General features: G+C 52.8%; 23 protein-coding genes. 6 read left to right on the top strand and 17 right to left on the bottom strand.

All coding sequences use genetic code 11. The features are described 5' to 3' along the window. Positions 1 to 48: 48 nt before the first annotated feature. Positions 49 to 600, top strand: a complete 552-nt coding sequence (gene yyaC, locus ABS784_RS01835) for a spore protease YyaC (RefSeq protein ID WP_011230498.1) — start codon at positions 49 to 51, stop codon at positions 598 to 600. An 84-nt stretch (positions 601 to 684) separates the two neighbouring features. Here the strand turns inward: yyaC and ptsP are convergent, their stop codons facing one another. From ptsP to glcT, 4 genes are all read right to left on the bottom strand, one after another. Further along, complete coding sequence (gene ptsP / locus ABS784_RS01840) at positions 685 to 2,406, bottom strand: phosphoenolpyruvate--protein phosphotransferase (protein WP_352511259.1); 1,722 nt, start codon at positions 2,404 to 2,406, stop codon at positions 685 to 687. Continuing rightward, positions 2,406 to 2,672, bottom strand: coding sequence for a phosphocarrier protein HPr (locus ABS784_RS01845; protein ID WP_011230496.1), 267 nt, complete (start codon positions 2,670 to 2,672; stop codon positions 2,406 to 2,408). The genes ptsP and ABS784_RS01845 overlap by 1 nt, the downstream gene beginning before the upstream one ends. Before the next feature lie 106 nt (positions 2,673 to 2,778). Further along, the gene (ptsG, locus tag ABS784_RS01850) at positions 2,779 to 4,797 is read right to left on the bottom strand and encodes a glucose-specific PTS transporter subunit IIBC (protein ID WP_352511261.1); all 2,019 of its coding nucleotides are present in this window, start codon (positions 4,795 to 4,797) and stop codon (positions 2,779 to 2,781) included. A gap of 232 nt (positions 4,798 to 5,029) precedes the next feature. Continuing rightward, entirely contained in the window at positions 5,030 to 5,887 is an 858-nt protein-coding gene (glcT, locus tag ABS784_RS01855) for a glucose PTS transporter transcription antiterminator GlcT (protein WP_011230491.1), read from the bottom strand. A 142-nt stretch (positions 5,888 to 6,029) separates the two neighbouring features. Here glcT and ABS784_RS01860 point away from each other — a divergent pair, with 142 nt between their 5' ends. Together ABS784_RS01860 and ABS784_RS01865 are read left to right on the top strand one after the other, a co-directional pair. After that, positions 6,030 to 6,851: an alpha/beta fold hydrolase gene (locus ABS784_RS01860; RefSeq protein ID WP_011230490.1), complete on the top strand. Its 822-nt coding sequence runs from the start codon at positions 6,030 to 6,032 to the stop codon at positions 6,849 to 6,851. Next, positions 6,821 to 6,949, top strand: a complete 129-nt coding sequence (locus tag ABS784_RS01865; RefSeq protein ID WP_011230489.1) for a hypothetical protein — start codon at positions 6,821 to 6,823, stop codon at positions 6,947 to 6,949. Before ABS784_RS01860 ends, ABS784_RS01865 begins: the two co-directional genes overlap by 31 nt. Before the next feature lie 90 nt (positions 6,950 to 7,039). Here ABS784_RS01865 and ABS784_RS01870 read toward each other — a convergent pair whose 3' ends face one another. The 5 genes from ABS784_RS01870 to ABS784_RS01890 form a co-directional block, all read right to left on the bottom strand. Then, positions 7,040 to 8,188, bottom strand: a complete 1,149-nt coding sequence (locus ABS784_RS01870; protein WP_014195304.1) for a cation:proton antiporter — start codon at positions 8,186 to 8,188, stop codon at positions 7,040 to 7,042. A 319-nt stretch (positions 8,189 to 8,507) separates the two neighbouring features. Further along, a complete protein-coding gene (locus tag ABS784_RS01875; protein ID WP_011230487.1) occupies positions 8,508 to 9,800 on the bottom strand; it encodes an ATP-binding protein in 1,293 nt (430 codons plus the stop codon). A 55-nt stretch (positions 9,801 to 9,855) separates the two neighbouring features. Then, positions 9,856 to 10,101 carry a YueH family protein gene (locus tag ABS784_RS01880; RefSeq protein WP_011230486.1) on the bottom strand — a complete coding sequence of 82 codons (246 nt, stop codon included), beginning with the start codon at positions 10,099 to 10,101 and terminating at the stop codon, positions 9,856 to 9,858. A 65-nt stretch (positions 10,102 to 10,166) separates the two neighbouring features. After that, positions 10,167 to 10,916, bottom strand: coding sequence for an SDR family NAD(P)-dependent oxidoreductase (locus tag ABS784_RS01885; protein WP_023634225.1), 750 nt, complete (start codon positions 10,914 to 10,916; stop codon positions 10,167 to 10,169). Positions 10,917 to 11,185: 269 nt separating this feature from the next. Then, positions 11,186 to 11,860 (bottom strand): hypothetical protein, encoded by a 675-nt coding sequence (locus tag ABS784_RS01890; protein ID WP_014195302.1) that lies wholly within the window; start codon positions 11,858 to 11,860, stop codon positions 11,186 to 11,188. A 171-nt stretch (positions 11,861 to 12,031) separates the two neighbouring features. Between ABS784_RS01890 and ABS784_RS01895 the strand changes: the two genes are divergently transcribed. The 3 genes from ABS784_RS01895 (at position 12,032) to ABS784_RS01905 (ending at position 13,492) form a co-directional block, all read left to right on the top strand. Next, positions 12,032 to 12,226: a hypothetical protein gene (locus ABS784_RS01895; RefSeq protein WP_011230483.1), complete on the top strand. Its 195-nt coding sequence runs from the start codon at positions 12,032 to 12,034 to the stop codon at positions 12,224 to 12,226. Between the two features lie 200 nt (positions 12,227 to 12,426). Next, positions 12,427 to 13,011: a cell wall hydrolase gene (locus ABS784_RS01900; protein ID WP_014195301.1), complete on the top strand. Its 585-nt coding sequence runs from the start codon at positions 12,427 to 12,429 to the stop codon at positions 13,009 to 13,011. A 301-nt stretch (positions 13,012 to 13,312) separates the two neighbouring features. After that, positions 13,313 to 13,492, top strand: a complete 180-nt coding sequence (locus ABS784_RS01905; protein WP_013145942.1) for a YkvS family protein — start codon at positions 13,313 to 13,315, stop codon at positions 13,490 to 13,492. A 30-nt stretch (positions 13,493 to 13,522) separates the two neighbouring features. Here the strand turns inward: ABS784_RS01905 and ABS784_RS01910 are convergent, their stop codons facing one another. From ABS784_RS01910 to ABS784_RS01945, 8 genes are all read right to left on the bottom strand, one after another. After that, positions 13,523 to 14,206: an NAD-dependent epimerase/dehydratase family protein gene (locus ABS784_RS01910; RefSeq protein WP_014195299.1), complete on the bottom strand. Its 684-nt coding sequence runs from the start codon at positions 14,204 to 14,206 to the stop codon at positions 13,523 to 13,525. Between the two features lie 53 nt (positions 14,207 to 14,259). Next, the gene (queF, locus tag ABS784_RS01915; protein WP_011230479.1) at positions 14,260 to 14,757 is read right to left on the bottom strand and encodes a preQ(1) synthase; all 498 of its coding nucleotides are present in this window, start codon (positions 14,755 to 14,757) and stop codon (positions 14,260 to 14,262) included. 52 nt (positions 14,758 to 14,809) lie between these two features. Further along, positions 14,810 to 15,544, bottom strand: a complete 735-nt coding sequence (gene queE, locus ABS784_RS01920; RefSeq protein WP_011230478.1) for a 7-carboxy-7-deazaguanine synthase QueE — start codon at positions 15,542 to 15,544, stop codon at positions 14,810 to 14,812. Further along, positions 15,544 to 15,981 (bottom strand): 6-carboxytetrahydropterin synthase QueD, encoded by a 438-nt coding sequence (gene queD / locus ABS784_RS01925; RefSeq protein WP_011230477.1) that lies wholly within the window; start codon positions 15,979 to 15,981, stop codon positions 15,544 to 15,546. The genes queE and queD overlap by 1 nt, the downstream gene beginning before the upstream one ends. Continuing rightward, positions 15,978 to 16,643 carry a 7-cyano-7-deazaguanine synthase QueC gene (gene queC / locus ABS784_RS01930; protein ID WP_025039182.1) on the bottom strand — a complete coding sequence of 222 codons (666 nt, stop codon included), beginning with the start codon at positions 16,641 to 16,643 and terminating at the stop codon, positions 15,978 to 15,980. Before queC ends, queD begins: the two co-directional genes overlap by 4 nt. A 178-nt stretch (positions 16,644 to 16,821) precedes the next feature. Continuing rightward, positions 16,822 to 17,934, bottom strand: a complete 1,113-nt coding sequence (locus ABS784_RS01935) for a GerAB/ArcD/ProY family transporter (protein WP_023634223.1) — start codon at positions 17,932 to 17,934, stop codon at positions 16,822 to 16,824. 26 nt (positions 17,935 to 17,960) lie between these two features. Beyond that, positions 17,961 to 19,046 (bottom strand): Ger(x)C family spore germination protein, encoded by a 1,086-nt coding sequence (locus ABS784_RS01940; RefSeq protein WP_011230474.1) that lies wholly within the window; start codon positions 19,044 to 19,046, stop codon positions 17,961 to 17,963. Between the two features lie 11 nt (positions 19,047 to 19,057). Next, entirely contained in the window at positions 19,058 to 20,572 is a 1,515-nt protein-coding gene (locus tag ABS784_RS01945) for a spore germination protein (RefSeq protein WP_062898502.1), read from the bottom strand. Positions 20,573 to 20,694: the final 122 nt, after the last annotated feature.

The raw sequence follows: 20,694 nt of genomic DNA on the forward strand, positions 1-20,694 counted from the left end.
CCGCGAACTAAGAAAAGGAGAACGACCGACAGAAAGGAATCGCGGCCGATGAAATCGATTTTGTATAGTGATCCGCTTGCTCCTTTGCTTATTCGCAATGAATTGTTTTCCCTGCTGCCAGCGCACATTTCCCGTTTGACCGTCGTTTGCATCGGCAGCAACCGTATCAACGGCGACAGCCTAGGGCCGTTCGTCGGCACGCTGCTTGAAAACGCCTATCCGGATCATCTAACCGTAATCGGCACACTCAGGCAACCTGTCGATGCGACAAACATCCGACGCGTTTCCGAGCAATTGCAAAACGAACACGGAGCATATGTAGTGGCGATCGACAGCATTGTCGGGCCGCAGCCGTTTGTCCATACGATCGCCATCCGCCCTGGCGCCCTTTCCCCTGGCACTGCGCTTGGCAAATCGCTGCCATCGATTGGCGACATCAGCATGATGGGCGTCGTGATGGAAGATACCGCCGATATGAGCGCACTTCCGTACACGAATTTGCACATTGTTTACCAAATGGCGAAAGTCATCGCTTTAGGCCTTTCACTTACGATCCGGCAGCGGTATGGCTATGAATCATCGACACCGTTGTTGGCTTGAACAGAGCGCGGAAACATATGTCTTGCCTTTAAAGGCAAAAAAAGGCGCAGCGGCCGATTCATGCCGTTGCACCTTTCGCTATGATCAAGCCATATGGAACGTTCGTTTGACAAACGACACTACTTCCTCAGCCGTACCAAGCGACAGCACTGTCTCTTTCACGCAGACCGCATCCTCTTTTGACAGCCGCTTCAACTGGGCGCGCGCCGGCAAAATCGAGGTGGCGCTCATGCTGAACTCATCAAGGCCAAGGGCAAGCAAAATCGGAATGGCGATCGGGTCGCCGGCCATTTCCCCGCACATCCCAACCCATTTCCCTTCGCGGTGAGCGGCGTCAATGACATAGCTGATGAGCCGCAAAATGGCCGGGTTGTACGGTTGATATAGATACGACACCCTCTCATTCATCCGGTCGGCCGCCATCGTATATTGAATTAAATCGTTTGTGCCGATGCTGAAGAAATCGACTTCCCTGGCAAACTGATCGGCCATGACGGCGGCAGCCGGGATTTCCACCATCATGCCGACTTCGATCCCGTCGGCGACCGGGACGCCTTGGCGGAGGAGCGCTTCTTTTTCTTCGAGTAAAATCGCTTTCGCTTGGCGGAATTCATCGAGCGTCGCAATCATCGGGAACATGATTTTCAAATTGCCGTGCACGCTCGCCCGCAGCAAGGCGCGCAGCTGCGTGCGGAACATGTCTTGCATTTCCAGACAAAGGCGAATGGCTCGAAACCCTAAAAACGGGTTCATCTCTTTTGGCAAGTGTAAATACGGGAGCTCTTTGTCGCCGCCAATGTCAAGCGTCCGGACGACGACCGGCTTGCCATCCATCTTTTCAAGCACCGTTTTGTAGGCCGCAAACTGTTCGTCTTCCGTAGGCAGCTCTGATCGTCCCATGTATAAAAATTCCGTGCGATACAACCCAATCCCTTCCGCCCCGTTGGCTAACGCTCCTTTCACATCGTCCGGCGTGCCGATATTGGCCGCCAGCTCAACGTGCACGCCATCAGCGGTAACCGTCGGTTGATCGACAAGCTTCGCCCATTCCGCTTTTTGCTCCTCATAGCGAGCCCGCTTCTCTTCATAACGCGCAAGCAGCTCCGGGGACGGATTGACGACGACTTGACCGTCAAGTCCATCGACGATGACAATGTCTCCGTTTTGCACTTCCGCCGTAATCGCCTTCGTGCCGACGACAGCCGGGATTTCGAGCGAGCGGGCCATAATGGCCGAATGCGACGTTCGCCCGCCGATGTCGGTGGCAAATCCTTTCACATATTGGCGGTTCAGCTGCGCCGTATCGGATGGCGTCAAATCCTCAGCGATAATGACGACCTCTTCGGAAATGAGGCTCGGATTGGAGATCGTCACACCAAGCAAATGGGCGAGGACGCGCTTCGTCACATCGCGGATATCGGCGGCCCGCTCTTTCATATACTCATTGTCCATGCCTTCAAACATGGAAATGAAAAACGATGCCGTTTCATGGAGCGCATATTCCGCATTCACTTGTTCTGTTTTGATTTTTTCCTTAATCGGGTTCAGCAATTCTGGGTCGTCAAGCACAAGCAAGTGGGCGGCAAAAATGGCGGCTTTGTCTTCGCCAAGCTTTTCCAAGGCATGCTGTTTGATGGCTTCCAGCTCTTCTTTCGCTTTCGCGACCGCCGCCTCAAGCCGCGCAATTTCCGCCTCGACGTCGGCGACCGTCCGTTTTTCGGCCGCCAAATGAGGCGTCTCCAAGCGGTATGCCTTGGCGATGGCGATGCCGCTTGAAGCGGCGATGCCATGAATCGTCTTTTCCATTATTCCGCAAGGCCTTCCTTTGCCAACGTATCGGTTAACGCCGCCATTGCTTCTGCCGCATCGGCCCCTTCTGCCGTGATTTTGATCGTCGCCCCTTTCGGAATTCCTAACGACATGACGCCCATGATCGATTTCAAGTTCACCGTTTTGCCGTTGTACTCAAGCTGGATTTCGCTGTTGAATTTGCTCGCTGTTTGCACCAAAATCGTCGCCGGACGAGCGTGGATGCCGGAATCAGAAACGACTTTAAACGTTTTTTCTGCCATGTCCATCATTCCCCTTTTCTTCAATTTTTTCTTTGCCATCATATCAAATGCAGGGGCGGGGAGGCAACGGAAAATGCTTGGCCCCGCCCCGCCGCGAATAAGCAGTTTAGCTGAGCGTAACAACAGCGTCTTCTCCTCGAGCAACCGGGCCTTGCTTGTTGATGTGAACCGTTTCGCCGGCTTCGAGATTCGTGAAAATCACCGGCGTGACAATCGATGGCGCGTTCTGTTTTACATAATCAAGGTCGACGCGCAAAATCGGCTGCCCTTTTTTCACTTCGTCGCCTTCTTTGACAAGCGCTTCAAACCCTTGGCCGTTCAGCTTCACTGTGTCGATGCCGACGTGGATTAAAATTTCATGCCCGCCGGCCGACTGAATGCCAATGGCGTGCTTCGTCGGAAATACGTTGATGATTTTGCCATCAACCGGAGAGACGACCGTGCCGTCCGTCGGCATGACCGCGAAGCCGTCGCCCATCATTTTTTGCGAAAACACTTGATCAGGCACTTCAGCGAGCGGAACGACCTCTCCTGACATCGGCGAAGCAATCGTTTCGGACTTCGCGGCTTCCGAGGCCGCTGCTTTCGGTTTCTCTTCCGCCCGGGCCGGCGCTTTTCCTTGCATGATGTCTTGAATTTGCCCTTTTAACATATCCGATTTCGGACCGAAAATCGCTTGCACGTTGTTGCCGACTTCAAGCACCCCGGCGGCGCCGAGCGCTTTCAACCGGTCTTTATCGACCCGGCCGATATCATGGACCGAAACGCGCAAACGCGTAATGCATGCGTCCAAATGTTCAATGTTTTCCTTTCCGCCAAGGGCGGCGAGCACTTCGTACGGCAGATCGCCAGCGGCGGCTGCCTCGGCTTTCGGTGCTTCCTCGACCGTTTTTTCCCGGCCCGGCGTCGCCAAATCCCATTTGCGGATCGCAAAGCGGAATCCGAAATAATAAATCACGGCAAACACCAAGCCGACCGGAATGACAAGCCACCATGCCGTCCGGTTTGGCAGAACGCCAAACAGCAAGAAGTCAATGACCCCGCCGGAGAAGGTCATCCCGATTTTGACGTTCAACAGGTGCATGATCATAAACGACAAGCCGGCAAAGACGCAGTGAATGGCAAACAGCGCCGGGGCGACGAACAAGAACGAAAATTCGATCGGTTCGGTAATCCCGGTCAAAAACGATGTCAACGCGGCCGACCCCATGATGCCGGCAACGACTTTTTTGTTTTCCGGTCGCGCTTCATGGTAGATCGCAAGCGCCGCTGCCGGGAGACCGAACATCATAAACGGGAACTTCCCGGTCATGAACGTGCCGGCCGTCAATTTGACCCCGTCTTTCAGTTGCTCGAAAAAGATTTTTTGATCGCCATGGACCACTTGCCCGGCTTTATTGACGTACTCGCCAAATTCAAACCAAAACGGTGCATAGAAAATATGATGCAAACCAAACGGAATGAGCGCCCGTTCGATGACGCCGAAAATGAACGCGGCCAACGTTTTGTTCGCATCGATCATATTGTGCGAAAACGCATTGAGCCCGTGCTGAATCGGCGGCCAAACGAATGTCATGAGAATGCCAAGCACGACTGCGGACGCCGCCGTCACGATCGGCACGAACCGCTTGCCGGCGAAAAAGCCGAGATATTGCGGCAGTTCGATATTGAAGTATTTGTTGTACATGTACGCTGCCAAAATCCCGACGATAATCCCCCCAAAGACGCCGGTTTGCAGCGTCGGGATGCCGAGAATGTTGGCGTACGACGGGTCGGTGCCGATCATATCGGCCGTTACACCTAAGATGACGCTCATCGTCACATTCATAATCAAGTAGCCGATGATCGCCGCCAAGCCCGCGACCCCGTCCCCGCCGGCAAGGCCGATCGCCACACCAACCGCAAACAAGAGCGACAAGTTGGAGAAGACGATGCCGCCTGCTTGCTCCATCACATTGGAGACGAGCACGACCCAGTCGGCTTTGAGCGCCGGAATTTTGTCAGTGAGCGCCGGGTTTTTCAAGGCGTTGCCAAGCGCCAACAAAATCCCGGCCGCCGGCAAGATCGCCACCGGCAGCATGAGCGCTTTCCCGACCTTTTGCAGCGTGCCAAACGCTCGTTTCATCTTCATAACCTCCTTTAGTTTCCTTTTCTTAAGTTTTACAGCAAACGACCGATTCATGTACCGAAAATGAAGCGGGCGTTTCCGAGGGAGCCGGCGCAATAAAAAAAGGCATGACTAAAGAGAGACAAAAAGAACGCTTACAACAGCGCGAAAACAAACTCCCTGCTGCTGTCGCTTTCTTTGCTCTCTTTACTCATGCCTGATCGAGTCAGTAACACGTAAAGCGAGACGATTATGCAGTTGTATTGTTCTTTTTCTCCGCCAGCCGCTGCAAATGCAGCGTCAAATAGACCGCCTCGGCATCGTCCGCCGGCAGATGAAGCGTTTGCTGCATGACTTTGACCAACTTCCATGCTAGATTATAGCATAATGGATACGCTTCCTTCAAGATTTTCGACAAATTTTTTGGTTCTTCGACTTTTTCGCCTTTTTTCATCCGCTCAATCGCATAGCGCAAGTGACGGACAAACCGCAAATAATGAACGCTCTCGCGGTCGATGTCAACGCCAAGCTGTTGCTCGACGATCTTGACAAGATCAGCAATGAGCTGGGAATATCGATTCGCTTCCGACACGCTTTGCTTGGAAATCGCGCTATGAATATGAAGGGCAATAAAGCCTGCCTCTCCTTCAGGCAGCACAATCCCGAGCTTTTGTTCAATCATGCGGGCCACTTCATTGGCAATTTCATATTCCAACGGATACAAGCTTTTCGTCTCAGCCAAAAACGGGTTTTTGACATCCAATCCTTGTTCAAGCCGCTTTAATGTAAAAGCGATATGGTCCGTCAGCGCCACATGGATGTGCTCGTCGAGCGGCGCGCCCACGCGTTGCTGAATATGTTGAACCACCTCGCTCATGAGGGCGATGAATTCTTCGCTCAATTCCGGAAGCAGCTTTTTGTATTGCTCTTGTTCGCGTTCGTTTTTCAGAACGAAACATTTTTCCACAGCGCTCTTGGCAATCTCGTCCCCCCGTTTTTTGCCGAAGCCGATTCCTTTGCCGAGCAAAACGACTTCGCCATATGCCGGATGGGAAGCGATTAACACGTTGTTGTTGAGCGTTTTTTCGACGCGAAACGGCTGTTCCATCAGCCTCCCTCCTTTCCGCACCCATCGTCTGCCGCTAGTCTATGCAGACTACATTATAAACCGGATGGGCCATCGCTCTCAATGACGTTTTTTGGATGGGACGCCGCTCTTCTCGACATACTAATGGGAGGGAGGAAAGAATATGCCATACGTATCGATCAACCAACGAGTCCGCCTTTACTATGAGGAAAAAGGAGAAGGAACACCGCTTTTGTTCATCCATCCCCCAGGAATGGGGCATGCCGTTTTTTGCCGCCAAGAACCGCTCGCCCGCCATTTTCGCCTTATTTTGTATGATATGCGTGGAAACGGGCGAAGCAGTTCGTCAGATGCACCGATCACCGTACCGCTGCTTGCCGACGACATTTCCGTATTGCTCCGCGCCCTCGGCGTTCGGCGCGCCATCATTTGCGGCTACTCAAACGGCGGATCCATTGCGCTTGATTTCGCGCTCCGCTATCCCGAGCATGTCGAACAGCTCGTTTTGATCGGCGGGTTTCCGGAAGTGTGCACCCCGCTTTTGTTCAGCGAGTTTTTGCTCGGCATCTCCGCCGCAAAACTTGGGGCCATCCCGCTGCTTGCGGCGGCTCTTGCTTGGGGGCACAAAACGAACTGGCGCGAATGGCAGCTGTTGCGGCGGTACGCCCGGCTGACCCATAAACGGGATTTAAACGCCATGTACCAGGCTGGGCTTGTTTATGGATGCACAAAACAACTGTCTTCCCTCCGCTTGCCCGTGCTCCTTATTTATGGAGCACGCGATCGTTACATCCATCCGTATATCGCTATGTTCCAACGTTATGTGCCGCATGCAGATATTGTGTTTATTGACCAGGCCCGCCATCAAATTCCGACGAAACATAGCAGCGAACTAAACAGCATTTTGCGGGCATACGGCAAGCGGAGCGAAACTGGCCGAAAGGAGGGGATCGCATGTCGAACAAAGGAAGACAAAACAAGGTGAGCCAAGAAGTAGCCAACCCGACCGTCTCCAAGACGGAGGCAGAAATGGCCAAAGACAGCGTGGATACGGCCAAGCAAGCGAAAAAGAACCGCTCGTAGCGACAGCGAGGCTGCCCTTTTTTGGGGACAGCCCCGCTGTTTTGCCGCTATAGCGCCGGCCATCGGCCCGGCTGCCCACTTCGACGGCGACTAGGCCGTCCGGCGCACCGGATGAAGACGGCTGAAAATCATCTTCAATAACGGCGGCGTCACAACAGTCGTTACCAATACGACGATGATCATGACCGCAAACATGTTCCCATCAAGCAGGCCGGCTTCCAAGCCGATGCCGGCGATGATGAGCGCCACCTCACCGCGCGACACCATGCCAGCGCCGACCGCCAGCGAGCTTCCCCACGAAAATCCGGCCCATTTTGCCCCCAGCGCGGCGCCGACAAGCTTTGTCAAAATCGCGAGCGCACTCCAACCGACAATCAGCGGCCAATGCTCGACGATGCCGGAAAAGTCGGCCGCAACCCCGATGGAGGTAAAAAAGACAGGGACAAACAAAGAATAGGCGATCGTTTCCACTTTCTCAAATACTTCTTCCCGATAGTCCGTAAAACTCGCGCCAAGCCCGGCCATATAGGCGCCGATGATCGCCGCCACCCCCATCGCCTCAGCAAAATAGGCAAATGCAAAACAGATGACCAGCCCGGCCGAGACAACCGCCTCTGTCACACGCAACGGGGCAAACCACTTTAATACGAGCGGGATGGCTTTCCAAGCGAGCAAAATGGCGACGGCAAAAAAAACAGCTTTTTTCAGCACGACCGCACCAAGCTCGACGTCGCCGCCAGTTAGGCTTAATAAAAACGCCAAGGCAATGACGACCAGCACGTCGTCGATGACCGCCGCGCCAAGAATCGCTGATCCTTCCTTCGATTGCAGCTGTCCCATCTCTTTGAGCGCCTGCACGGAAATGCTGACGCTCGTTGCGGACAGCAAAAGTCCGAGGAAAAGAGCCGTGCCGGTTTCCATGCCGAACGCTGCGCCGGCCGCATACCCGGCGAGCAGCGGAACGAGAATGCCAAGCACTCCGACCGCCACAGCAGCTTTTCCAGTGCGCCGAAACTGGTCCATATCCGTCTCAAGGCCGGCGATAAACATAAGCAAAATGACGCCGATTTGACTTAACTCCTGCAAAAGATCCGTATCCTCGATCACACCGAACACGCTCGGGCCAAGCACAATGCCGATGAGCAGCTTGCCGAGCACGGCGGGCTGGCCAAGGCGCACGGCCGCATCACCGGCAAGTTTGGCGGCGAACAAAATGACCGCCAGTTGGGCAATCAACATCCCTTCACACTCCTTCGCTTTAAGTCTCTTTTTCGAATTACGTTTATCATGCGTGGAAGGTTTCACTTTTATCATTTCCCGAATTCAGGCCAAAACGAAACATCTCCCTTAGTTGTCTTACCGCTATCGACGCCGCGCCGGGCCAAGCCGGCAAACAAAGAAGCGTTTCATGTTCCAAACCGCTATGTGCCGACATTGCCTATGGTGATCGGCAAAGCATCGGCCTCTGCCCGCCGTGCAACTCGACTGTCTATCAGCCATCGATTGAGACGTTAGCCAAAAAAAAACAGACATCCTCGCTCTGCGTGGACGCCTGTTGTTATGACAGCGCATTTTGCCGGCCGTTTGCGGCTTTGACGCCGCCGGACGGAAACGTCAAATGAACAGTCGTTCCCTTCCCAACCTCGCTTTCGATCCGCATCGTTCCTTTATGTTCTTGAACGATTTTCATGCTTGTCGTCAGCCCGAGCCCCATTCCTTTTTCTTTCAAAGTGAAAAACGGTTCACCGATTTTCTGCAGCCGCTCTTTCGAAATGCCGACGCCGGTGTCGGCAACATCGACATAGATCTTCCCGTCCCCTTCCGCAACGTGGACGTATAAAATTCCTCCATCAGGCATCGCTTCGACGGCATTTTTCATAACGTTCAACAACACTTGAACAATTTGGTTTTGATCGCCGTACACACAAGCTTTCGGAGCGGTGTTATGGACGGAAATGGAAACGTTGTTCAACGTCGCCTCATGGCCAATCAAGCTGATGACATACGAAATGGCCTCGTCTAGCAAAAACGGCCGATAATCGTGGCTTTGCGGCTTGGCGAGCACCAGCAGCTCGCTGACAATTTGGTTGATGCGGCCGAGTTCACTTAACATAATGCGCATATAATGATCATTCACTTCGCGCGTTTCTTGCATCATCTGAATAAATCCTTTCATGGAGGTGAGCGGATTGCGGATTTCATGGGCAATGCCGGCGGCCAGCTCGCCAAGGACGGACAGCTTTTCTTTTTTCAAGAGTAGCTCCTCGGCAAGCTTTTGCTGGGTAATGTCGCGGCCGATCGTCAACAACCCTTTGCGCGCTCCGTTTTCGTCAAAGAGCGGCACTTTAATGACGTCAAACGTCTTCACTTCCCCATCCGGCGTCGCAAACGACTCCTCGCGGCGCGTCACCTTTCCGCTCTCCCACGCCTCGCGGTCTGATGCAATGCACTGCGCAAACGCTTCTTTAAAAAACGGCACAAGCTCGCCAAGCTCGCGGTCCGTCTTCCCGATATAATCGATCTGTTCGAGGCGGTACAGCCGCCGGCCAAAATCGTTGACGCGCAGCCATCGCCCCTCGCTGTCTTTAAAGCAAACGAAATCTGGCATCGAATTGATGAGCGTAAGCAGCTGCTGTTCATTTTCCTCGGTCTTTTCCAGCTGCTCGCGCTTTTTTAACAGCTGGTACAAAAAAATGGCCGAGAGCAAAATAAACACGGCCCCTTTGGCGGCGCCAAGCGCCATATATACATCGCGGCTGATCGACAGCATATTGAGCAGGGTGTCGGTGGCGACAATCCATAAAATGCTGCCTATGATATATACTGCGATTACTTTTGTTTTGTTGACCACGTTGTCATCGAACCCCTAACATGCAAAGTCGCGGCAGCCACGGTCGCCCTCTAGGCTACATTTCCCGCGCCCAGCCGAGCAACCGCACGGCCAAGAGGGCGGCGCGCTCATGGTCAAGCCGCTTTTTTAGCGATGCCTCAAGCCGCTCGGCCACCGCCTCCGCCTCTTCCTCATAGGCGAACGAAAATGACCACTCAAGCGCCGGAATGGCAATCACGATATATTCTTCTTTTCGATTTTCGTAAATGTAGACATTAGCCGGAGCTTGTCCGTCCATCACCGGCGTTTTGCGGATTTTCATTTTTCCGTCCCACCTTTTCCTTTGAAACCGTCTCCATTTTGTTTATTTTAACAAACGCCCGCTCCCTACTCAATATAAATCATTTTCCTGGTCATTCCCCCGTCGATCACCAAATTTACCCCAGTGATAAAATCGTTTTCCTCATCGCATAAATACAGACAAGCGCGGGCGATATCATCCGGTTTGCCGACGCGGCCGGCCGGGTGCTGCCGGTGGTCAATGTCTCGCAGTTGCCCATAATCGCCCGTTTCAATCCAACCGGGGCTGATGCAATTGACGCGAATGCGATCATCCGCAAATGACACCGCCAGCGCATGGGTCAAAGCGACAAGGCCGCCTTTCGATGCAGCGTATGCCTCGGAATTCGGCTCGGACATGAGCGCCCTTGTCGAGGCAATGTTGACGATTGCTCCGCCTTTTGCATTGCGGCGCATATATTTAGCTGCTTCTCGAGAAGCAAAAAAAGCGCTGCGCAAATTCGTTGACAGCACGTCATCCCACTCCTCAACCGTCAGCTCATACGGCGACTTCCAGCGTGAGACGCCAGCATTGTTGATCAAATAGTCAATGCGGCCGAAGCGGCCGGCAGCTTCTTGTACAAACCGTTCAATATCGTCCACCTTCCGCACATCCGCCGCCACAAAGATCGCCTCGAACCCGTCCGATTGCAATTGCGCGGCGAACGCTTCACCGTTTTGAATATCGCGGTCGATGATCACGACGTTCGCTCCCTGTTTTGCGAATGCTCTAGCGATCGCCTTGCCGATCCCATTCGCTCCACCGGTGACAATGGCTGTTTTCTGTTCCATGCTCATGTGCAATCTCTTCTCCCTTCCTTTGCTCCGTTTGCTTTCGGATGGGATCCAACCGAAAGAGGTAGGCTTTATGCATGGCCTTCCCTCCTACGATAAGGAACGTTTGTTCTATTCATGACCATTTTATACCTTTCGTTCTCTTGATGCAAGAGAAAGGTGGATGAGGAAAGATACCGATTCATCCCCCACTTGCGCTCACGCATGGAAGTGAGGATTTTCTCGGCTCCAGATGTAAAAAAGACCGCCATTCGGCGGTCTTTTTTGGCATCTTACCGATAGGGGCCATACGAGATTGGAAAGCCAGGCGCATACGGGGTTCCTCCGCCATAATATGGAGGCAGCGGCGCAGCGGGATAGCCATAGCCATACGGCATCACCGGGGCATACAGCTGCGGCGCCATCGGTGGATAGTACAGCGGCGCATACGGATGTGCGCCAGGAACGAAACCTGGTGTCGCACCAGCAGCCATTCCAGACAGCGTGCCAGGAACGGCCACGGGAGCCGTGCTGCCAGCCGGGGGAACGTTTTCTGCATACGGGGCCGTCATGCCATACGGAATAGCGGCGTCATCAGGCGTCATCGGCGGCGTGTTTTCTTTCCCACCCATCGGCCAAACGGAAGCATGGGCCATATTCGGCCCGGCTCCTAAACCGAGCGGCGGCGCCGGCAGCATCATATCGGAGCTGTCCGGACTGTCTGGACTGTCAAGATGGACCGGACTGACAAGCGGCGCTGGCGGCGCAACCGGTGGACACCAATAGCCATAAGGCGCTGCCGGCGGATAATACGCCATCGGCATCACTTGAGTCGGCGTCGCTTCATTTGGTGTCGTTGCCGATAGCGGAGCCATCGGCGGCACGTTATTCTCCATCCATCCGGCTTCATTGTCATGGCCGGAAGAGGTTGAAAACGGACCATTCATATACGGATCCCAATGATTCATTGTTCTCTCCCTTTCTTGCTTATATTCTCGGGGCGCGTACCCACCCATATTGTATGTCAGAACAAGCAAAGGGTGTTTGCCCGGCCAAAATATAGGTATTTAACCCAACAGTCGTCTGTGATACGATAAATAACGGTGACGATGCCGAATCAACGCTTGGGGGGACATGCGATGGATGAAGCACTGGCGGCCAAGCAAATCGATGAATTGCGCAACGGAATCATCTCCGAACTGTTGGTGAAAAAAGAGGACTTCCCTGTTTTTCGTGCCGTGCTCGTCAAACAGCCCGACTTCAAACGATTTCGCGGCATCGCCCAGCGCGGCGGCCACGTTATTTACCACTATATGGATGCTCCACGCAGCTAAAAGCTCCTGTTCCCATGGCTTCACACCCGGCTTTCCGTCCTGGAAGCCGGGTGTTTTTGCTCGCGGAGAATTTTCCATCCCTCTCTATGAAACTAGTCATTTCAATGCCTCGCGCGTTTTTTCCATCATTTCGATAATGACTCATCGCGTGATCCTTGTTACTCTAGTAGCGAGTTTGCAAGACAAAAGGAGGGATGTGGATGAAACAAGCAAAAGCATGGGTGACGGCTATGTTGTGCGGCATATTTTTCTTTGCCGGCCATGCCGATGCGGCGATGATCCACACCGTCAAGCGCGGCGATACGCTTTGGAAAATCGCGAAACAATACGGTGTGCCGCTGAAACAACTGCAGCAGACAAACCGCAAAGGCGATTGGCTATATCCTGGTGAAAAACTCGTCATCCCTGATGCCGGCATCACGGCGGCGGAGAAAGATTTGCTCGCTCGCCTCGTCCATGCCGAGGCGAAAGGGGAACCGTACGCCGGGAAAGTGGCCGTGGCAACGGTCGTGCTCAACCGCGTCGACCATCCGGATTTTCCGGATACGATCCGCGCTGTCATTTATGAGCGCTCTGGTGGCCATTATGCATTCACGCCGGTCGCAAACGGATCGATCAACGAACCGGCCGACCGTGAATCATACCGCGCCGTTGAAGAAGCACTTGCTTTTCGCGGTTTAGGAAACGGCTCGCTCTATTTCTATAATCCGAAAACGGCGAAAAGCAAATGGCTGCGCTCGCGTCCAGTGACCGTCGTCATCGGCAACCACGTCTTCGCCAAGTAAAAGAAGGATAGGCTGCCTTAAAAGACCGTTTTCTCCTAAGCGAGGCGCCATATATGGTCTTTTGAGCATATTGGATGCATATATGCACCCATAAGGAAGGTGCCCAAACTCTTTTTCAGGGCACCTTTTTTAAATATTTAGGAAATAAATCTCTTTACTTGCGCATAAAAATAAGGCACACTAGTAAAAAAGCGCCTAATCCCCGCCGACCGGGGAGCGGCGACGGAATCAGGCAAGCCTCGATTCCCGCGGCCGTTCGCTTGAGCGGTCCGTCCATCATTTTGATTAAAGGAGAATGATGATGATCAAAAAAGCGAAAGTCGGAGATATTATCGAATTTAAAAATGGGCTGCGCGGCATTGTGGAGAAGGTGAATGAAAACTCCGTCATCGTGGATTTAACGTATATGGAAAACTACCGTGAACTCGATTTGCAAGAACGGACAGTCGTCAATCATAAAAACTATAAGATCATCGAATAAAAAAGAGGCTGCCAAGAGCCTCTTTTTTGTTTACGAAATGCGGGCGAGTTCATCACATTCATAGATATGGACGCCGCTCGTTGCTGACGCCGCCCGGTAAAACATCGCCAAAGCAAGCTGATGGGCGTCAACCGGCTTATACTTTTTCCATTTGCCGACGAACAAAAACGGAAGACGGCATAACAACCACCCGCCTAACGCTTCGCCAAGGCGGAACTCCCGGCGCTTGCCGACAAGCAGCGACGGACGAAAAATATGGAGCGACGGAATGGAAAGCCGCTGCAACGCCTCTTCCGTCTCTCCTTTGACTCGCTGGTAAAAAAACGGCGAGCACGGGTTGGCGCCGACCGAAGAGACGGTCAAAAAGCTTTTCGCACGGCACTTTTCCGCCAGCGCCGCGGCGCGCAGCGTATATTCATAGTCGACTTGAATGAACTGCTGCTTTGTTTTCGCCTTTTTGCGCGTCGTCCCTAGGCAGCAAAACACATCGTCCACATAAAAATATCGTTCGTACGATTCAAGCCGCGCAAAATCGACGACGACTTGCTGCAGCTTTTCATGTTCCACCGGCAGCGGAGTGCGGACGAAAATCGTCACACAGCGGTACAAATCCGACTGCAGCAACAGCTTCAGCAACTCTCCGCCGACCAAACCGCTCGCTCCAAGCAAAAGAGCTGTTCTTCGCTCCAACGCCAAAACCTCCAAGGCAAACATTCATTGTTCATTATATAGGAGTTGGAGCGAAAAAACTACCTCTTTTTTTATCTCTAGCGGTTGTCGACTTTTTCTGGATACAAGTCATGATTGAGCAGCCGGTATTCCGCCATTTTTTCGTATTTCGTCCCCGGGCGTCCCCAGTTGCAGTACGGATCGATGGAAATGCCGCCGCGCGGGGTGAATTTGCCCCACACTTCGATATAGCGCGGTTCCATAACTTTAATCAAATCGTTCATAATGATGTTGACGCAGTCTTCGTGAAAGTCGCCATGATTGCGGAAGCTGAACAAATACAGCTTCAACGATTTGCTTTCGACGCATTTTTTGTCCGGGATGTAGCTGATGTAAATCGTTGCGAAGTCCGGTTGTCCGGTTTTTGGACACAACGTCGTAAACTCCGGACAATTGAACTTCACGAAATAATCCCGGTCAGGATGTTTGTTGTCAAACACTTCAAGCAGATTGGGATTGTACGTAAACGAATACGTTGTCCCTTGATTGCCAAGCAGCGTCAAGTCTTTCAATTCTTCCTCTTTTCTTCCTGCCATTCGTTCATTCCTCCCTCATTATTCATTGCCGGGCGAATCGCCGCACCCCGCTTTACACGCCGCGCTTGTTTCCCCAAAGAAGCGTGTGCAGCTGCGGCAGGATGTGGACGTCTGCCAGCTCCTCCGAATCGGCGGCTTGTTCCACCAGCCATTCCAACCGACTGAAAAGCTTCGCACGGAGTGCATCCACATCCGAATCGGCCACATCGGCGTTTCCTGCCTGCAAATAAAACGGAACACTTGGGTAGCGGCAGTGCACCTCTTTCGCATACGCCAAATCGGCGTCATCAAAGACGACGACTTTCAAGCTGATGCGCCGCACTCGGCTTTGGTCAGCCTGCAACCGTTCAATGATTTGATCGAGCGCCGCCCAGTCGGTGTCCATCCCCGAGCTTGGCGGCTTCGGGGAAAGAGTGACGTCGTCAATGTCAAGCAGCCAATCCTGCCAACGGCTCCCTTGCGTTTCAACCGCGACCCGCATCCCTTTTTCATGAAGAAGCGCGATGAGCTCCCCAAGAGCCGCAATCAGAAGCGGGTTGCCGCCTGAAATCGTCACGTGGCGGAAGCGGCGGCCGCCAATGGCTTCAAGCCGCCGCCAAATTTCGTCTGCCGTCAGCTGCTCGATCTCGTCTTTTGCTGATCCGTCCCACGTAAACGCCGAATCGCACCAGCGGCAGCGGTAGTCGCAGCCGGCTGTGCGGACGAACATCGTCTTTTGGCCGATCACCATTCCCTCTCCTTGGATGGTCGGACCAAAAATCTCCAACACCGGAATCGTGCGCGCCATTACCGCTCCCCCGCTTTCGGACGGTAGACGACATAACTTGTCGGCGTTTCGCGGACAAACACTTGCAAACATTTCGGCTTGTGCGGCAGCGTATCCAAATAGCGCTGAATCGTTTCATAAATCGTGCGCGCCACCACTTCCGACGTCGGAAACCGATTCGGGTCATGACCGTCAAACCAATCGCTATGGTCGTTGAGCAGCGTATGGTCCAGCTTGCGATGAACGAGCTGTTTTAACGTTTGAAAATTGACTAAAAAACCGCTCTCATCGAGCTCATCGCCGGCGACCGTCACATTGACGATGTACGTGTGGCCGTGCACGTTTGCGCAACTCCCGGCCGCTTCGTGCGGGATGAAATGGGCGGCGGCGATGTGCATATCTTTGTTCAACTCATAGCGGTAATGATGCGCCACCTGCGGATAGAGCTGATGCATCATCGCGACTCCACCTCCGCTTTTTCCCGCAAATATTCATCCAACCCGCGCTTGCGCAGCGCACATGCTGGGCATTCGCCGCAGCCGTCGGCGATGATGCCGTTATAGCACGTCAGCGTCTTCGTGCGAATGAACTCGAGCGCCCCGAGCTCATCAGCGAGCTTCCACGTCTCCGCTTTCGTCAGCCACATGAGCGGCGTATGAATGACAAATTCGTAATCCATCGCTAAATTCAGCGTGACGTTCAATGATTTGATAAACACATCGCGGCAGTCCGGATAGCCGCTGAAATCTGTTTCGCACACTCCAGTCACAATATGGCGCGCGCCCCGCTGTTTGGCGAACACGGCAGCGAATGATAAAAACAATAAATTGCGTCCGTCCACAAACGTCGTCGGCAGCTCGCCTTTCTTTTGTTCAATGGCAATGTCGCGCCGCGTCAAGGCGTTCGGCGCCAACTGCCCGAGAAGCGACAAATCAAGCACTGTATGGCGGACGCCAAGCTCGTCAGCGATCGCTTGAGCGACGTCAATTTCCCGGCGATGGCGCTGGCCGTAGTCAAACGTCACCGCTTCCACTTCACCAAACTGTTTTTTCGCCCAAAACAAACACGTCGTGCTGTCTTGGCCGCCGCTAAAGACGACGACCGCCTTTTCTTCATTCATCTTCATCATGATCAACCTCCTTCTGAATCAGCAGAAGAAGAGGTTTCCAAAACAAAAAAGGCCATACCCCTAGGATACAGCCGTCCCTAGTTTTTTATAGAGGGTTTTGCTAGAAACCTCTCCCGTACAAGCGTACGGAATTGTGATTCTTCTGTTTTCTTTATTTACTATACCATACTTATGGCTTTTGTTGTAGCGCCTTTTTCACTTTTTCCGCCATCCATACGTACACATACAGGAGCGGAACATACACCGCGACAAGATAAAACCCTGCCTTCGCTGTCCATTGCGTCAACTGCTCAATGTCTGTCTTCTCTTGGAAAAACAGCGTCCCGACAAACAAGCAAGCGAGCAACACTGGAAGCGAACGGCGTTGCTGAACGGCAAACAGCTGTTTCACAACCCGCGTCGCCGCCCAAACCGAGAGCGTGATGATCGGAACCACGACAAGCACATAAATCGAGATGACGATGTATTCCATCCGCTCGATAAACGGCACTTCTGGAATTTTGGCCAGCGTCAGCGTCGGCCATGTAATATGCTGGATTTGCTCTTTGTTATAAAACACGACGGAAATGAGGATCAAAACAAAATAAATGAACATCGTAAACGCGTTGGCCGCATGCGCCCACTTTTGCGAGGACGGAGCATTTTTTAAAAACGGGTAATACATAAGCAGCATTTCAAACCCTAAATATTGCAGCACCATCTCTTTCGATGCTTTTGCCAATTGCCCAAACGAATGGTCGAACACCGGCAATAAGTTCCGGTATTGAGCATACTCAAGCGGAAAGAAAACCATCGGAAAAATCGTCAACAGCGGAATCACCACCCCCCAAACGCATAAGCCGACAACGACGCGAAACCCGCCGGAGACGGCATAATACGTCAGCAGCAAAAACACGAGGCTGAACTGCCACACCCCAATCAACGGGAACACCCATACTTTAATGATTTCAATGTATGATTGAAGCACCATAAACGCCGCCAACGCGTAGTAAAAAAGAAGTCCAAGGCTCAGCACCCCGCCGATCCACCGCCCGAAGTACTGTTCATGAAGCGACACGAGGTCTCCGCCTGATGGAGAATGCGACAGCAGCCGATACATCAGCCAAATCAACACGTGCGCCGCCAGCCCGGCCAGCAAGACAACCATCCAGGCATCCTGCCCCGCCTCTTTCATCAGAGGACGCTGAAAATTGAGTGCCCCGACCCCAACTTGCGTAGCGTGAATGACAAAAAACACAAGAAACGGGGAGATGAGAAACCGTTCCTGAATGGCCTGCTTCATCCTAATCCCTCCTCATGTTCCCCGTCTTATTCGCCAATGCCTGTATGGACGATATCCACCGTGACGTGCGGGCGGATGTCTAGATCCGGGTATTCGCGGTAAAACGCGTCGGAATCCCAATGTCTTGTCACGCTGCGAACAAAATCGCCAATGCCGAGCGGGTCAATCCGTTTTTTCTGAAAATAGTGGAATAACCGGCGCATATTATGCTCCAATTCGTTTTGCATCTTTTTCTTCACATCAGCAAACAAATCACCTCCCGGCTGATCGAGCCATGACGGGTAATCCCTCACCGACGCATGGATATGGACGAACACGTCAAGCACATGGCGTCTTCCATCACGCTTCCATTCATATTTCGGCTTCGCCCATAAGTTTTGCAGCATCACCCGATCCTCCCCCTGTTTTCCGCGATTCCCAACCTTCAGCTGGTAGACGCCGTTTTTCGTTTCCCCGAGCAAAATTTTCATTAAAAACGAATCACGCAAACTTACATGCCCGACATATTGGTCATCGCGAAACAACGCGACCCCTTCAAGCTTGACGAAATCTCCTTTTTTCTCAAAATACGGCAAAAAAGGGTCGCTCCCCGGGGAAAAATAGCGATACAAAAACAAGTGCAAATTCGTTTTCGGCAAGTTCATCGACTGCTCGTTCTGCTCCACAAGATTCGGCAAATACAACGTATCGCTCAGCGTCGTTTTCGCCGTGATTTTCAGCAGCTCCTTAGCGCTTTCTTCCGCTACGCCAAGCAGCAAATGGCTGCCGACTTTGTTGTTGCGCGCGAGGCTGTGCGTAATTTGCGTCACCCCCCGCCGAGCAAACTCCTTGCCGAACAAAATAAGGCGCAGCTGCCCTTCCTCAATCGGCAGCGCTGATTTCGATGACAGGCGCGGAATCAAGTCGTAGATCGTCGGCGACGTCGTCGTCAGCATATTCGGCTTTGTCATCGGCCCTTGCTTGAACGTCGGGTACACCGCAGTGCCCGTGTAGCGGCCGTTCTCGAAATCATACCCCATCTGTTGAATAATTTGAATTTCGTCAATCGGCCGCGAACTGACGCAGCCGCCAAGCAACAGCAGCGCACCGACCCATGCGAGCCCACGCCTCATCATGATCCCCCTTACTCATCAATATCGCGTTTTTGCTTCGCCGCATTCGGATCGTAACGAAACCGCGACCGCGGACGAAGAAACATCGGCCGCTCCGCCGTTTCACTGTATGGCGAACGAATGAATGTATCGCGGAAGCTGCGAACACGAAATGGATAAAACGGCAGCAAATACGGATAACCAAACGACTGCAGCCGCCCTAAATGAATGAGCAGTCCACAGACAGCAAAGATGATGCCGATCCCGCCCCAGAAAGCGGCAAACAAAATAAACGGGAACCGGATAAACCGGATCGTGTTGGACATTTTGAAAATCGGCGTTGTAAACGAAGCGAGCGCCGCCAACGCGACGACAATCAACAAAATCGTACTCGTCAGCCCGGCATCAACGGTTGCTTGCCCGATGACAATCCCACCGACAATTCCGAGCGTTTGCGCGACTTTCGTCGGCAGCCGCGCCCCGGCCTCGCGCAACAGCTCAATCGTAATTTCCAAAAACAGCACCTCGAGCATCGGCGGAAATGGCACGTTCGAGCGTGAATAAATGATCGGTCCAAGCAAGTCTTCGGGAATCATTTCATAATGATACGTCAGCACCGCCACATAAATCGGCGACGCCAACACCGAAAACGCAACGCCGAAAAACCGGATGAGCCGGAAAAACGTACCGAGCACCCATGGCAAATAATAGTCTTCCGGCGACGTAAAAAAATCGAAGAGAGCGGCGGGGCCAATCACGGCATACGGGGAGCCGTCGCAAAAAATGGCCACCTGCCCCGACACAAGCGCATAAATGGCCCGGTCGATCCGCTCGGTCGAGATAAAAAGAGGAAACGGTGTCCGCGAATTGTCCGCGAGCAGCTGATCCAAAATAGCGTTGTCAAACACGACGTCAAAATGAATGGACTCAAGCCGCTGCGTCACCGTTTGAATGACTTCCGGATTAGCGACACCGTCGATGTAGGCGATGACCACTTTCGTTTTCGACATCGAACCGATCGACATTTCCCGAAACACAAGATTTGGCGTCACCACTTGCCGGCGGATGAGATGCAAGTTGACGCCGACATTTTCCACAAATCCGACTTTGGGCCCAACGACGCTGAATTCGTTTTCCGAATCATTGTTTTCCCGAAGCCCCAAATTTTCAGCCGCGGCGCCCATGAGCGCCGCTTTGTTCGGTTGCTCGCGGAATGTAACAGCGACAAACCCTTTCAGCACCTTCTCTTCAATCAGCGCCGTGTCTTCGCTCACTTCAATGCGCTGAATCGGCACGATTTGCTGCAAGTCTTCCAATCGGACGTTCGGATGCTGGGGAATGTCGTTTTGCAAATGGCAAAAAATCCGCTCTTGCAGCACTTGCGGATCAACGAGCGAATCGAAATAGTAAATCGACAGCTCCTTGCCTCCGACAACAAACGACACTTCGACAAAATCGCTCGATTGCCGAAGCTTTTCCCAAAGTTGCGAAAGATTCCTCTGTGCGGGGCGCTTTTTCTTTTTCTTCCAAAACGAGAACCAACCCACGATGATCCCCTCGCCTTTCCGTTTACGGCATAGTCTTCCAATCGATCGATATTTTTATGCATCCCCCTTTCATCCTATTGATTCGACAAAATCTTCTATATATTATTGAAAATAGACAAATA

This window comes from Geobacillus sp. G4 (assembly GCF_040327975.1).
Lineage (GTDB): Bacteria > Bacillota > Bacilli > Bacillales > Anoxybacillaceae > Geobacillus > Geobacillus thermoleovorans.

Bases quoted from the DNA above. Each gene is read 5' to 3' on its own strand.
- ABS784_RS01865 (WP_011230489.1), top strand. From the start codon at position 6,821: ATGTCGAACAAAGGAAGACAAAACAAGGTGAGCCAAGAAGTAGCCAAC.
- ABS784_RS01905 (WP_013145942.1), top strand. From the start codon at position 13,313: ATGATCAAAAAAGCGAAAGTCGGAGATATTATCGAATTTAAAAATGGG.
- yyaC (WP_011230498.1), top strand. From the start codon at position 49: ATGAAATCGATTTTGTATAGTGATCCGCTTGCTCCTTTGCTTATTCGC.
- ABS784_RS01940 (WP_011230474.1), bottom strand. From the start codon at position 19,046: ATGAGGCGTGGGCTCGCATGGGTCGGTGCGCTGCTGTTGCTTGGCGGC.
- glcT (WP_011230491.1), bottom strand. From the start codon at position 5,887: ATGGAACAGCCGTTTCGCGTCGAAAAAACGCTCAACAACAACGTGTTA.
- queD (WP_011230477.1), bottom strand. From the start codon at position 15,981: ATGATGCATCAGCTCTATCCGCAGGTGGCGCATCATTACCGCTATGAG.
- ABS784_RS01935 (WP_023634223.1), bottom strand. From the start codon at position 17,934: ATGAAGCAGGCCATTCAGGAACGGTTTCTCATCTCCCCGTTTCTTGTG.
- ABS784_RS01885 (WP_023634225.1), bottom strand. From the start codon at position 10,916: ATGAGCATGGAACAGAAAACAGCCATTGTCACCGGTGGAGCGAATGGG.
- ABS784_RS01910 (WP_014195299.1), bottom strand. From the start codon at position 14,206: ATGTTTGCCTTGGAGGTTTTGGCGTTGGAGCGAAGAACAGCTCTTTTG.
- ABS784_RS01895 (WP_011230483.1), top strand. From the start codon at position 12,032: ATGGATGAAGCACTGGCGGCCAAGCAAATCGATGAATTGCGCAACGGA.
- ABS784_RS01845 (WP_011230496.1), bottom strand. From the start codon at position 2,672: ATGGCAGAAAAAACGTTTAAAGTCGTTTCTGATTCCGGCATCCACGCT.
- queF (WP_011230479.1), bottom strand. From the start codon at position 14,757: ATGGCAGGAAGAAAAGAGGAAGAATTGAAAGACTTGACGCTGCTTGGC.
- ABS784_RS01900 (WP_014195301.1), top strand. From the start codon at position 12,427: ATGAAACAAGCAAAAGCATGGGTGACGGCTATGTTGTGCGGCATATTT.
- queC (WP_025039182.1), bottom strand. From the start codon at position 16,643: ATGAATGAAGAAAAGGCGGTCGTCGTCTTTAGCGGCGGCCAAGACAGC.
- ABS784_RS01870 (WP_014195304.1), bottom strand. From the start codon at position 8,188: ATGTTGATTGCCCAACTGGCGGTCATTTTGTTCGCCGCCAAACTTGCC.
- ptsP (WP_352511259.1), bottom strand. From the start codon at position 2,406: ATGGAAAAGACGATTCATGGCATCGCCGCTTCAAGCGGCATCGCCATC.
- ptsG (WP_352511261.1), bottom strand. From the start codon at position 4,797: ATGAAACGAGCGTTTGGCACGCTGCAAAAGGTCGGGAAAGCGCTCATG.
- queE (WP_011230478.1), bottom strand. From the start codon at position 15,544: ATGGCGCGCACGATTCCGGTGTTGGAGATTTTTGGTCCGACCATCCAA.
- ABS784_RS01890 (WP_014195302.1), bottom strand. From the start codon at position 11,860: ATGAATCATTGGGATCCGTATATGAATGGTCCGTTTTCAACCTCTTCC.
- ABS784_RS01860 (WP_011230490.1), top strand. From the start codon at position 6,030: ATGCCATACGTATCGATCAACCAACGAGTCCGCCTTTACTATGAGGAA.
- ABS784_RS01880 (WP_011230486.1), bottom strand. From the start codon at position 10,101: ATGAAAATCCGCAAAACGCCGGTGATGGACGGACAAGCTCCGGCTAAT.